This is a genomic window from Kitasatospora viridis, from assembly GCF_007829815.1.
GTDB lineage: Bacteria > Actinomycetota > Actinomycetes > Streptomycetales > Streptomycetaceae > Kitasatospora > Kitasatospora viridis.
On the sequence record NZ_VIWT01000003.1, the window covers coordinates 404533 to 416298 of the forward strand.

General features: G+C 73.3%; 12 protein-coding genes. 4 read left to right on the forward strand and 8 right to left on the reverse strand.

Annotation, left to right across the window (positions count from 1 at the left end):
- Positions 1-12 precede the first annotated feature (12 nt).
- Positions 13-990, reverse strand: a complete 978-nt coding sequence (locus tag FHX73_RS32350; protein WP_145909500.1) for a transporter substrate-binding domain-containing protein — start codon at positions 988-990, stop codon at positions 13-15.
- 97 nt (positions 991-1087) lie between these two features.
- Complete coding sequence (locus FHX73_RS32355) at positions 1088-2623, reverse strand: MFS transporter (RefSeq protein ID WP_145909501.1); 1536 nt, start codon at positions 2621-2623, stop codon at positions 1088-1090.
- Between the two features lie 129 nt (positions 2624-2752).
- Between FHX73_RS32355 and FHX73_RS32360 the strand changes: the two genes are divergently transcribed.
- Positions 2753-3361, forward strand: coding sequence for a TetR/AcrR family transcriptional regulator (locus FHX73_RS32360; protein ID WP_145909502.1), 609 nt, complete (start codon positions 2753-2755; stop codon positions 3359-3361).
- 399 nt (positions 3362-3760) lie between these two features.
- Positions 3761-4468, forward strand: coding sequence for an SDR family oxidoreductase (locus tag FHX73_RS32365; protein WP_145909503.1), 708 nt, complete (start codon positions 3761-3763; stop codon positions 4466-4468).
- A 71-nt stretch (positions 4469-4539) separates the two neighbouring features.
- Here the strand turns inward: FHX73_RS32365 and FHX73_RS32370 are convergent, their stop codons facing one another.
- On the reverse strand, positions 4540-5256 hold the full coding sequence (locus FHX73_RS32370; RefSeq protein WP_145909504.1) for a chitinase: 717 nt from the start codon (positions 5254-5256) through the stop codon (positions 4540-4542).
- Between the two features lie 177 nt (positions 5257-5433).
- On the reverse strand, positions 5434-6216 hold the full coding sequence (locus FHX73_RS32375; protein WP_145909505.1) for an alpha/beta fold hydrolase: 783 nt from the start codon (positions 6214-6216) through the stop codon (positions 5434-5436).
- 112 nt (positions 6217-6328) lie between these two features.
- Here FHX73_RS32375 and FHX73_RS32380 point away from each other — a divergent pair, with 112 nt between their 5' ends.
- A complete protein-coding gene (locus tag FHX73_RS32380; RefSeq protein WP_246214019.1) occupies positions 6329-6787 on the forward strand; it encodes a MarR family winged helix-turn-helix transcriptional regulator in 459 nt (152 codons plus the stop codon).
- A 30-nt stretch (positions 6788-6817) separates the two neighbouring features.
- On the opposite strand, the gene FHX73_RS32385 is transcribed toward FHX73_RS32380, so the two are convergent.
- Positions 6818-7939, reverse strand: a complete 1122-nt coding sequence (locus FHX73_RS32385) for a DUF5954 family protein (RefSeq protein WP_145909506.1) — start codon at positions 7937-7939, stop codon at positions 6818-6820.
- A gap of 102 nt (positions 7940-8041) precedes the next feature.
- Entirely contained in the window at positions 8042-9205 is a 1164-nt protein-coding gene (locus FHX73_RS32390; RefSeq protein ID WP_145909507.1) for an aminopeptidase P family protein, read from the reverse strand.
- A 51-nt stretch (positions 9206-9256) separates the two neighbouring features.
- Between FHX73_RS32390 and FHX73_RS32395 the strand changes: the two genes are divergently transcribed.
- On the forward strand, positions 9257-10000 hold the full coding sequence (locus tag FHX73_RS32395; protein WP_145909508.1) for an SOS response-associated peptidase: 744 nt from the start codon (positions 9257-9259) through the stop codon (positions 9998-10000).
- A gap of 39 nt (positions 10001-10039) precedes the next feature.
- Here the strand turns inward: FHX73_RS32395 and FHX73_RS32400 are convergent, their stop codons facing one another.
- Positions 10040-10621 (reverse strand): TetR/AcrR family transcriptional regulator, encoded by a 582-nt coding sequence (locus FHX73_RS32400; RefSeq protein WP_145909509.1) that lies wholly within the window; start codon positions 10619-10621, stop codon positions 10040-10042.
- A gap of 190 nt (positions 10622-10811) precedes the next feature.
- Positions 10812-11624 (reverse strand): SAM-dependent methyltransferase, encoded by an 813-nt coding sequence (locus FHX73_RS32405; RefSeq protein WP_145909510.1) that lies wholly within the window; start codon positions 11622-11624, stop codon positions 10812-10814.
- Positions 11625-11766: the final 142 nt, after the last annotated feature.

The window sequence follows — 11766 nt, forward strand, 5'->3', positions numbered from 1 at the left end:
CTACGACGCCCCCTAGTGTGGCAGGTAGGCGGCGGCCGGCGGGCCGGCGGACGGGCCGAGGTAGGGGGCCAGCCAGTGCGCGTAACTCGCCTGCCAGGGGCCCTTGCGGTAGTCCTCCAGCACCTGGTTCACCCGGGCCAGCAGGTCGGTGTCGCCGAGGTTGGTCGCGACGCCGAAGTACTTGGTGCCGTAGGGGTGGTCCACCAGGCGCACCGTGGCGTCCTGGGCCACCAGTGACGACCCGTAGGCGGCGTCGGTGAACACCGCGTCCACCTTGCCCAGTTGCAGCTGGACCAGGCAGTCCACCTCGCTCACCGCGAACACCACGGCGGCCGCGCCGTGCGAGTCCTGGGCGATCTCGTCCTGCTCGTTGGAACCGGAGGTGATGCACACCCGCTTGCCGCGCAGCGCCTGGTCCAGCGTCTTCGCGGGCGAGCCAGCGCCCACCACGGCCTGGTGGCCGGTCTGGAAGTAGACGGTGGACATGCCCACTTGGGTCCTGCGCTGGCAGGTGATCGCCATCGCCCGGACCACCAGGTCCACCCGGCGCTGCTGGAGGGCGGGGATCCGGTCTGCGGCGGGCGTGCTGACGTAGTGCACGTTGCCCGGGTGGTCGCCGACCAGGGCGTTGGCGATCGCGTGCACCAAGTCGATGTCGAAGCCCTCCAGTTGGCCGGTGATCGGATCCCGCGCGCCCCAGTGGTAGGCGTTCTGGTCCACCCCCACGGTGAGGTAGCCCTGTTTCAGGATCCGGTCCACCTCCGGGCCGGTGGCGGTCGCGCTCGGCGGCACGCTCCGGGTCGGGTCACAACCGGTGTCGTCCGCCGGGACGGCCGGCGGCGCGCTCACGCCCGCCCCGGGTGTCGCCGACCGCGCGGCGGCCGGCGCCGGGCCACCGACCGAGCCGCCGACCGAGCCGCATGCCGCGACCAACAGAACCGCCCCCAGCGCCGTCCCCCAGCACCTGGCGCGGACACGCATCTTCGCCATCCACGATGCTCTCCACGGCCGGGTGTCCGGCAGGCATCCTGCGGCGGGGCGGGAGCTGAACCAGGGCTCAACACTTCACACTTCAGACGCCGTCAGGTCAGCCCCCGGCCCCGGCCCCAGCCCCGGCGCGCGGCAGCCGGATCAGCGCGGCGATCAGGACGAGCGCGACCAGGACGAAGAGCGCGGCGACGGCCATCGCGACACCGACCCCGTGGGTGAGCGCCCGGTGCGCCTCGGTCACCGGATCGGCCGCGGGCCGGCCGCCCGGGTGCCGGACGGCGCCGCTGTAGCAGGTGACCAGCACCGCCGTGCCGACCGCGCCGCCGATCTGCTGCATCGCCTGGAGCAGCCCGGAGGCGGCCCCGGCGTACTCCGGCGGCACCCCGCCCAGGATGCCCATGCTCAACGGCACGAAGACGAAGCCGCCGCCGACCCCGAAGACCACCATCGGCCCGAACACTCCGGACAGGTAGCCGGTGTGCAGCCCGATCGGGGTGAGCCAGAGCAGCCCGCCGCCGACCAGCAGCGAGCCGGCCACCAGCACGCCGGTCGCCCCCAGCCGCGCCATGATCCGCGGCACGGCGGTGGCCCCGGCGAACATCGCGACGGCGAACGGCAGGAAGGCGAAGCCGGTGCGCAGCGCGCTGTAGCCGAGGGCGGTCTGCAGGTACTGGGTGACGAAGTAGAACATGCCGAACATGGCGGCGGCGACCAGCAGCAGCGCCAGGTAGCTGCCGCCGCGGGTGCGGTCGGCGAGCAGCCGCAGCGGGACCAGCGGGTGCGCCGTGCGGGCCTCGACGGCGACGAACGCGCCGAGCAGCAGCACGGCGGCGACCAGCAGGCCGACGGTGGTGCCGTCGCTCCAGCCGTGGGAGGCGGCCCGGATGAAGGCGTAGACCAGCGCGACCGCGCCGGCGGTCACGGTGAGCGCGCCGGGCACGTCCAGCGGGGTGCGGACCCGGGCGGGCTCCTTGATCACGCGCGGGGCGAGGACCACCACGGCGAGCCCGAACGGCACGTTGACGAAGAAGTCCCACCGCCAGGAGAGCCCGGAGGTGAGCACCCCGCCGAGGATCATGCCGATCGCGGCGCCCGCGCCGGTGACGGTGGAGTAGAGGGCGATCGCCCGGGCCCGCTTGGCGTCGTCGGTGTAGGTGGTGATGATCAGCGCGAGGGTGCTGGGTGCGGCGACCGCGGCCGCCAGGCCCTGCACGGCGCGGGCGGCAAGCAGCAGGCCGGAGCCGTCGGCCAGGCCGCCGACCAGCGAGGCGAGGGTGAAGAGCGCGACGCCGTAGCCGAAGATCCGGCGGCGTCCGAGCACGTCGCCGAGCCGGCCGCCGAGCAGCAGCAGTCCGCCGAAGGCGAGCATGTAGGCGTTCTGCACCCAGGACAGGCCGGTGGCCGAGAAGGACAGCGCCTTCTGCACGTCGGGCAGGGCGATGGTGACCACGGCGGAGTCGAGGACGACCATCAGCTGGCAGGTGAGGATCACGGTCAGGGCGAGGCCGGTGCGGGCGGGCGATCCGGGCGCGGAAACGGTGCCGGTGGTGCTGGCGGCACCGGTGGTCGTGGCGGTCCCGGTGGCGGTGGTTGCCGGGTGGGCGCCGTCGGGCGCGAGAGTGCTGTCGGACACGTCTTCTCCCTGGTCAGGAGTGGTGTGGTCAGGAGCGTGGGCCGAGCTTCAAGCTAACCGGAGAGGTTCTCTGGTTATGCCGCGATAACATACGAAGAAGTTCTCCGTTTTGCAACCAGGGACGTGACGATGGCTGCTCGACCGGCTGCTCAGACCACCCCGACCAGCGCCACCGGGCGCCCGATGCGCGCCGACGCCCGGCGCAACCGCGAGCGGATCCTCGCCCAGGCCCGCGACTCCTTCACCGAGCACGGCGCCGACGTCCTGCTCGACGACGTCGCCCGGCGCGCCGGGGTCGGCGTGGCCACCCTCTACCGGCACTTCCCGACCCGCGAGGCGCTGCTCGACGCGGTGGTGCGCGAGTGGTACGCCGCGGTGCTGGACGAGGCCGAGGAGCTCGCCGCCTCCCCCGAACTCGCCGCCGCCCTGCGCACGTTCATGCACTCGCTGGTCGACCACATGAGCGTCTACCGCGGCCTGGTCGCCGCCCTGGTGCCCTCGATGCACGACCAGGACTCCGCGCTCCACCCCTCCTGCCAGGTGATGGCCGACGCCACCGAGCTGCTGCTCGACCACGCCCGGCGCGGCGGCGTGGCCCGGGCCGACGCCACCGCGGCCGAGCTGCTCCAGCTGGTCAGCGGGGTGGCCTGGGTCTGCGAACAGGCCGGTCCGAGCGCCGACCTCGACCGGCTGCTCGACCTCACCCTCACCGGCCTGCTGGCCCCCGCGGCGCGCTGACGCCCGGTCAGCCCGCCGCACCCACCGGCGGGCGCGCCCCAGGACCACCCGGGGCCCGCGCGGACGCGCCCGGGTCGCCGCCCGTCGCCGGGCATGCGAGCGTGAAGGGAGTGGGTCCGAGTGAGAGGAGAGCGGCGATGTCGTCCAAGCGACGCCGGAAGAAGAAGGCACGCGCCAAGCGCGGAGCCAACCACGGCCGCCGGCCGCAGTGCTGATACCCGAGGCGCCGACCCCCACGAAGGGGGTCGGCGCTTCGCGCTGCTCCGGGACGAACCGCCGCGCTTGACTTCGAGTGCGCTCCAAGTGATCAACTACGAACGAACCTGACGCCCTGTCACCAGCGCGTCCACCCACGGGCAGTCGCCCGAGCACATACCTGAGCACTTACAGGAGCTGACGATGACGGATTCCCCGGTCACCCTGATCACCGGCGGCAGCAGCGGCATCGGCGCGGCCGCCGCCCGCCAGTTGCTGAAGCTCGGCCACCGGGTCACGGTCACCGCACGCGGCGAGGAGCGGCTGCAGCGGTTCGCCGAGGAGCTCGGCCGGCCCGAGGCGCTGCTCACCCTCACCGGCGACGCGAGCGACCCGGCTGACGTGCAGGCCGCCGTCACCGCCACCGTCGAGCGGTTCGGCCGGCTGGACAACGCGGTGGCGAACGCGGGCTTCGGCACGGCCGGCACGCTGGCCGACGGCGACCCGGAGCACTGGCGCGCCATGGTGCTGACCAACGTGCTCGGCCCGGCCCTGCTGATCAACGCGGCGCTGCCGGCGCTCAAGGAGTCGCGGGGCCGGATCGTGCTGGTCGGCAGCGTCGCCGGACACATCAACATCCCCGGCAACTTCTACGGCGCCACCAAGTGGGCGGTCACCGGCCTGGCCGAGAACACCCGGCTGCTGGTCACCGGTTCCGGGGTCGGCGTCACGCTGGTCGCCCCGGGCCGGGTGGAGACCGGCTTCTGGAACCAGCCGGGCGGCTCGGCCCGGCCGGACGCCCCGATGCTGACGGACGACCAGATCGCCGCCTCGATCGTCTGGGCGCTGACCCAGCCGGCCGGGGTGGACGTCACCAGCGTGATGGTCCGACCCATCGGGCAGGACCGCTGAGCGCACGGCCGACACGGACACGGCCGCTCCGGTGGCGCGCCCCGGTCCGGGAGCGCGTCACCGGCGGGGCGTCAGCAGGAGATGTTGCCGCCGCCCACGTTGGTGCCGAGGATGCCGACGAACTGCTTGAACAGGTTGATCCGGTCGTTGCGCTCGTCCGGGTTCTTGCCGTTGCACTCCAGGTCGCCGTTGATGCTGCGGATGGTCTCGCCGAAGCCGCGGCCGTTGACGATCGAGTTGTGCGGGGTCGCGGTGCCGGCGCCGTTCTGGGTGTCCCAGAACCAGAGGCCGGTCTTCCAGGAGACCGCCGGGTCCTTCTCCACCTTGTAGGGGTCGTGCAGCAGGTCGATGCCCAGCGCGTCGCCGGCGGCCTTGTAGTTGAAGTTCCAGCTGAGCTGCAGCGGGCCGCGCCCGTAGTAGGCGGACTGCCCGGCCGGGCAGCCGTAGGGCTGCGAAGCGTCGCAGTAGTGCGAGTAGTTGGCCTTGTTCTGCTCGACCACGTAGCGCAGCCCGCCGGTCTCGTGGCTGACGTTCGCCAGGAAGGCGGCCGCCTCGCGCTTGCGGGTGGCGTCATCCCCGGTCGCGGCGAAGGCCGGGTAGGCGGAGAGCGCGTTCAGCAGGCCCTGGTAGGTGTAGAACGAGTTGCGGGACGGGAACATCTGGTTGAACTGCGACTCGCTCACCACGAACCCGGCGGCGGAGGCGGGTGCGGCGGCCGGCATGGTCACCACCAGCGCACTCAGCAGGGCGGTGGAGGTGGCGGCGGCAACGGCCCGGAACACGGTCATCTTCGCTCCTCGGAAGGCTGGCTGACGGCACATCAGATCCAGCGCGGAAATGGGCGATACGCCAACGAAGTATCCGCGATAGATCATTTCCGAGGCGCCGAAAGATCACGAACGGGGGACAACATCACCCGTTCGCGATCAAACGGCCCAGCGAAGTTGACGGTCAGTCAGCCCCGTTCAGCGGGCCAGGAACTCCGCGGCGCGGCGGCCCCAGGTGTGGATGTCGGCGAGGGTGCGCGAGACGTGCAGCTCGGCTCCGGGGAGCAGGTCGGCGAGTTGGCGGGCGGTTTCCTCCGGGTGGGTCGGGTCGGTGTCCCAGCAGAGCACCAGGCCCGGGTGGGGCAGGGTGCGCAGGGCCTGTGGGGCGGGCAGGTCGTTCGCGGCGACGGCGCGCAGGAGGGTGGGAAGGAGTTCCTCGGCGACGTCGAACTCCGGTGGGAAGTCGGGCATCCCGGCCAGCACCGGGGGCGGGCCCTGGCGGCGGGCGGCGGCGAGGAAGGCGGCGCCGCCCTGCTGCTCGACCAGGTCGGCGGCGCCGAGCAGGCCGGCCCGGCGGGCCTCCCGGGCCTGCCAGGCGACGCCGGGCATGGCGAGCACCAGCCGGTCGAAGCGCTCGGGTTCGGCCAGCGCCGCGTACAGCACGGTGGCGGCGCCCATCGAGCTGCCGACGGCGTCGATCCGCTCGCCGGGGGCCAGGTGTTCGCAGAGCGCCAGGTAGTCCGCGCCGAGGGCCGGGTAGGCGTAGTCCGCCTCGACGGGGCGGCCGGTGGAGCGGCCGTGGCCCCGGGCGTCGTAGCGGGCCAGGCGGTGGCCGGCGGCGGTGATCGGGGACCAGTCGAAGCCGAGCCGCCGGTCGTGGTCGCGGCTGGAGAGCGCGCCGTGGGCGTAGACCACCAGCGGGCCGGTGCCGTCCTCCTGGTAGGCGAGGCGGGCGTGCGGGCGATCGAGGGCGGCGGGCATCGACAGTCCTCCAGGTGCGACCGGTCAGCGGATCAACGCAGTCGATCATCATCAAATGCTTGATCCCCGTCAATCCTTCGATGGCGGCATTCCGCCTTGTAGGATCGCCCCCATGGGAATGCCGGTCAGCGAACGCCTCGGAGTCGACATCCACCGCACCCAGGTGGAGTTGATGACCGCCAAGCGGGCTGCCGTCGAGCCGGCCGGACTGACCGTGCCGCAGTACGCGGCGCTGCACGCGATCGACGCGAACTCCGGGATCAGCGGTGCCGCGCTGGCCCGGGCCTGCCAGGTCACCCCGCAGGCGATGGCCGTGCTGCTGCGCACCCTGACCGAGCGCGGCCTGGTGGAGCGGGCGCCGCACCGCTGGCACGGCAACGTGCTGGAGACCCGGCTGACCGAGCAGGGCCGCAGCGCCCTGGCGCTGGCCGACGAGCGGGCCGGCGCGATCGAGCGGGAGATGGCGGACGAGCTGTCCGAGGCCGAGCGGGCCCAGCTGCGCGCGCTGCTGGGCCGCTGCCAGGACGCGATCCACCGGGCGGCGGAGCGTCAGCGGGCCGAGTCCGACTGAGCCTCTCGCGCGGCGGTCTCTGACACCTTTTCAGTCCCGTCGCTCGGGCGCCCCCGGCGGCTCGATCCCCCGCCGCACCAGTTCGGCATCGAACAGCCGCTGGAACTCCTTGGTCTGATCGTCGAGTTCCCAGGTCTCGTCGTCCTCGTCGTCCAGGTTCACGCCCTGGGCGCGCAGCTTCTGGTCCTGCAACTTCACCGGGTCCTCCGGATCCGGGTCCGAGGGGCGCGGGCCCTCGGGGCCGTCCGGCCCGATCCGCACCACCCGCTCCACCCGGATGATCCGCAGCAGCCGGCCCTCGACGGTGATCTCGTCGTGCTTGCCCTCCTCCAACCGGTCCGCCGCGGCGGCGTAGTCGGCGCGCCGCGCGGCGTCGAGCCCGCGGTGCACCGGCTCCCCGACCCGCAGGTGGAGCGAGAGGGTGTCGCGGGCCCGGAACGGGGTGGGCCCGTCGGGGTAGCCGGTCGGCGTCCAGCGCCCGTCCTCCCGCTCGGCGACGGTGAACCCGGGCGGCAGCAGCACCACGCCCGGGTGGGTCTCGCGGGCGGCCAGGGCGTCCTGGTGGATCGCGTCGGAGAACCGCACCCGGCCCGGCAGCAGCCGCATCAGGTCGCTGCGCAGGATGCCCTCGGACATCCCGGAGGGGGTGGTGGGGTCGATCACGAAGCCGTCCAGCGGGTCCGGCGCGGCCGGCAGGTCGCGCTCGCGGGGGTCGGCGGGGTCGGTGGAGCGCGGCGGCTCCGGTCCGTCGGGGCCGGTGCGGGCGAACCGTTCGACCCGCACCACCCGGTAGCGGCCGTCGAGTTCGACCTCGTCGACCTTCTCCCAGTCCAGCCGGTCCACCACCGCCCGGTAGCGCGCGGCGGCCTCGGTGTCCCCCGCCTGCTCCGCCTCGCCCGCCTTGCCCCGGGCAATCGAGCCCAGGTCGTCGCGGGCGCTCTGCGGCATCGGTTCCAGGTAGCCGTGCAGCTCCCAGCCGCCCTGCTCGCGCTCCCGGGCGACGCCGAACACCGGGCCGCCCGCCGAACTGAGTGCCGGATAGCCCTTCCGGGCCTGCCAGGCCTCCACGTCCGCGAGCTCCGCCACCGGGCCGTCCGGCGCGGTGACCCTGATGGTCAGGTAACCAGGTGCGTTGTCAGCGAAGTTCACCATGGCCGACATGCTCGTGACGGCCACGGACCGGCGCGGCGGTTCGGCACCGGTGTCCCTCGAACGGGTGGTCCGCGCCGGGTCCGCCGCGTGTCGCGGCAGCGGTCAGGAGACGATGCCCAGTTCACGCGAGGTGGTGTTGAACCGTCGGCCGCCGTCCTCGGTGACGGTGACGATGTCCTCGATCCGCACCCCGAACCGGCCGGGCAGGTAGATCCCGGGCTCGATCGAGAAGCACATCCCGGGGACCAGTTCCAGCTCCTCGCCCTCCACCAGGTACGGCGGCTCGTGGGTGGTGACGCCGATGCCGTGGCCGGTGCGGTGGATGAAGTACTCGCCGTACCCGGCCTCGGTGATCACCTGGCGGGCCACCCGGTCGATGTCCTGGCAGGAGAGGCCGGGGCGGACCGCCTCGAAGGCGGCCTGCTGGGCCCGCCGGACGGTCTCGTGCACCTCGCGCAGCTCGGCGGACGGCTCGGCGCCCTCCGCACCGACGAACACGGTGCGGGTGGTGTCGGAGCCGTAGCCGTGCTTCAGGCCGCCGAAGTCGAGCACCACCGTGTCGCCGGGCTCGATCCGGCGGTCGCCGGCCTCGTGGTGCGGGTTGGCGCCGTTCGGGCCGGAGCCGACGACGGTGAAGTCCACCTGGCTGTGGCCGTGTTCCAGCAGCAGCGCGGCCAGGTCGGCGGCCACCTCGCGCTCGGTGCGGCCGGCGAAGCGGACCTGGAGGATGCCGCCGTAGGCCGCGTCGGCCGCGGCTCCGGCGGCGGCCAGCCGGGCCAGCTCGGCGGCGTCCTTGACCGCGCGCAGCATCGGCAGCGCCTCGGTCAGCGAGCGGTAGCGGCTGGCGGGCAGCGCCTGCTGGAGCGCGAGCAGGTGCATCGCCCAGGCCGAGTCGGAGATCCCGTAGCGGCCGACCGGGTCGAGGTGGTCGGCGGTCAGCCGGTAGGGGTCCTGGCCGTCGGTCCAGTCGGCCAGCCGCAGCGCGCCGGCCCCGGCGGACCGCTCGGCGTCCGGGCGCTCCAGCTTGGGCACCACCAGCAGCGGCTCGGCGCCGGGGGTGATCAGCAGCGCGGTGAGCCGCTCGGTGATCGCGGTGGGCTGGTAGCCGGTCAGGTGGACCAGGTCGGGGCCGGGGGTGACGACCAGTCCGGCCAGCCCGGCGGCGCGGGCCGACTCGGCGGCCCGGGCGATCCGGGCGGCGTACTCCTCGGTGGTGAAGCCGACGGTGAGGCCGGCGGCGAAGTCGGCGGTGGGCGGCGTGGGCACGGGTGACTCCCCTTCGGGTCCAGAGGCATGCAACGTGACAGAGTAGTGCTCATGTGCGGTCGTTTCGTCTCCACCACGACTCCGGTGGACCTGGTCGAACTGCTGGGCGAGCTGCGCTGGGACCCGGCCGAGGCGCTGGCGCCGAGCTGGAACGTGGCGCCCACCGACCCGGTGCCGGCGGTGCTGGAGCGGGTGGACCGGGAGACCGGGGAGCTGGTGCGCCGGCTGCGGCCGCTGCGCTGGGGGCTGGTGCCGTCCTGGTCGAAGGACCCGTCCGGCGGCGCGCGGATGATCAACGCCCGCTCGGAGACGGTGCACCAGAAACCGGCCTTCCGCAAGGCGTTCGCGGCCCGGCGCTGCGTCATCCCGGCCGACGGGTACTACGAGTGGCGGCCGGTGCCGGCGGCGCCCGGGCGCAAGGCGTACAAGCAGCCGTACTTCCTGAGCACCGGGTCGGTGATGCTCTTCGCCGGGCTGTACGAGTTCTGGCGTGACCGCTCGCTGCCCGAGGACGACCCCGCGGGCTGGCTGGCCACGGCGACCATCATCACCACCGACGCCACCGACGCGGCCGGCCGGGTGCACGACCGGATGCCGCTGACCATCGCCCCGGACGACCTGTCGGCCTGGCTGGACCCGGCGCTCGGCGACCAGGCCGAGCTGCACCACCTGATGCACTCGCCGGTCGAGGCGGCGCTGTCCGTGCGGGCGGTGCCGACGACCGTGAACAGCGTCCGCTCGGACGGCCCGGAGCTGCTGGAGCGGGCGGCGGACCCGCTGGGGCTGGCGGACTGACGGAGCGTCGGAGCACCGGAACGCCCGAGGCGGGGCGGGTCAGCGCGGCAGCAGGCCCGCGATGATCTCGGGCACCAGCGCCGGGCAGCCGCGGACCTCGGCGTCCCCGGCGCTGAGCAGCCAGCGGTAGTAGACCGGCGCGTAGATCACGTCGACCATGGTGCGGGTCGGCAGGTCGGTGCGCAGCTGCCCGTCGGCGACGGCGGCGTCCAGCCGGGCCGTGCAGAACCGGATCCGCGGCTCCAGCACGGTGGCGCGCAGCTCCTGGGCCAGCTTCGGGTCGGTCTGGCACTCCCCGATCACGCCGCGGTACAGCCGGCCGAGGTCGCCGGTCATGATGCCGGTGACGGCGGTGATCTGGCTGGTCAGGTCGGCGACGATGTCCCCGGTGTTGGGGAAGTCGATGGCCGTGCCGATCCGGTCGTTGATCACCTCCAGCGCCACGGCGCCCTTGGAGGCCCACCACCGGTAGATGGTCGGCTTGCCGACGCCGGCCCGGGTGGCGACGGCCTCGATGGTGACCTTGGCGTACCCCTTCTCGACCGCGAGGTCGTAGAGCGCGTCGAGGATCGCACGTCTGGAGCGCTCGTTCCGGCGCTCGGGGTTGGGTTGCGCGGGCATGCGAAGCAGCCTATCGCAGACGTGACGGAACGTTCCGTCTTGACGGGATGTCAACGGGGATCGTAGGTTCGCCTCACGTGACGGAACGTTCCGTGACGATCCGCGCCAAGCACGCAGGCGGAAGGAAGCCCCCCATGTCCACGCACTCCACCCTCGTCTCGGTCCCCGGCTCCCCCGGCCTGCGGGCGGGTCAGGGCTTGCGGGCGACCGCCGCGTAGGCGGACACCTCGGCGTCCTCGGCCTCGACCTTCCCGTCCGCCGGACGCCACCGCTGGGTCGGCACCAGACCCGGCTCCAGCAGCTCCCAGCCGTCGAAGAACCTGGCTATCCCGGCCTTGTCGCGCATCCGCACACTGGTGCCGGCGGCCGCGTAGACCTGGGTCACCCGCTCGGTCTCGGCCGGGGCGAACTCGGGGGTGCCGTGGCTGATCGCCAGCGTGCTCCCCGACGGCAGCGCCCGCTTGAAGTGCTCGACCACGGCCAGCGCGGCCGCGTCGTCGGCCACGAAGTGCAGCAGGGCGTTCAGGCTCAGCGCCACCGGGCGGCCCAGGTCCAGCGTCTCGCGCACCTCCCGGGAGGCCAGGATCCGCTCCGGGTCGGCCACGTCCGCCTGGAGGTAGGCCGTCCGACCCGCGTCGGTGGAGCGCAGCAGCGCCTGCGCGTGCGCCAGCACGATCGGGTCGTTGTCGGTGTAGACCACCCGGGCCCGGGGATCGGCCCGCTGGGCCACCTCGTGCAGGTTGGGGCTGGTGGGGATGCCGGTGCCGATGTCGAGGAACTGGTCGAGGCCGAGCGCGGCCAGCGCCTCGGTGGAGCGGTGCATGAAGGCGCGGTTCTCCCGGGCCCCGGTGCGCGCCCACGGGAAGACCGCCATCGCCTGCCCGGCCGCCTCCCGGTCGGCCGCGAAGTTGGTGGTGCCGCCCAGGTAGTAGTCGTACATCCGGGCCGAGTGCGCCCGGTGCAACTGGAGGTCGACCGACCCCGGTTCCTCGGTCCCGCCCATCGGGAATCCCCCACTCCTGTGTCTGTCAATCAGCTGCCACAGTAGTCATACTTTGACGGTCAGTCAGCTTTTCATCTCCGCGTTGCACGGCGGGCCCGCTCATGCGCTTGCATGTGTCACACGGGCCACCCGGGGCCGAACC

Excerpts from the sequence above, each read along its gene's own strand:
- FHX73_RS32350 (WP_145909500.1), bottom strand. The coding sequence starts at position 990 with ATGGCGAAGATGCGTGTCCGCGCCAGGTGCTGGGGGACGGCGCTGGGG.
- FHX73_RS32360 (WP_145909502.1), top strand. The coding sequence starts at position 2,753 with ATGGCTGCTCGACCGGCTGCTCAGACCACCCCGACCAGCGCCACCGGG.
- FHX73_RS32365 (WP_145909503.1), top strand. The coding sequence starts at position 3,761 with ATGACGGATTCCCCGGTCACCCTGATCACCGGCGGCAGCAGCGGCATC.
- FHX73_RS32370 (WP_145909504.1), bottom strand. The coding sequence starts at position 5,256 with ATGACCGTGTTCCGGGCCGTTGCCGCCGCCACCTCCACCGCCCTGCTG.
- FHX73_RS32375 (WP_145909505.1), bottom strand. The coding sequence starts at position 6,216 with ATGCCCGCCGCCCTCGATCGCCCGCACGCCCGCCTCGCCTACCAGGAG.
- FHX73_RS32380 (WP_246214019.1), top strand. The coding sequence starts at position 6,329 with ATGGGAATGCCGGTCAGCGAACGCCTCGGAGTCGACATCCACCGCACC.
- FHX73_RS32385 (WP_145909506.1), bottom strand. The coding sequence starts at position 7,939 with ATGGTGAACTTCGCTGACAACGCACCTGGTTACCTGACCATCAGGGTC.
- FHX73_RS32395 (WP_145909508.1), top strand. The coding sequence starts at position 9,257 with ATGTGCGGTCGTTTCGTCTCCACCACGACTCCGGTGGACCTGGTCGAA.
- FHX73_RS32400 (WP_145909509.1), bottom strand. The coding sequence starts at position 10,621 with ATGCCCGCGCAACCCAACCCCGAGCGCCGGAACGAGCGCTCCAGACGT.
- FHX73_RS32405 (WP_145909510.1), bottom strand. The coding sequence starts at position 11,624 with ATGGGCGGGACCGAGGAACCGGGGTCGGTCGACCTCCAGTTGCACCGG.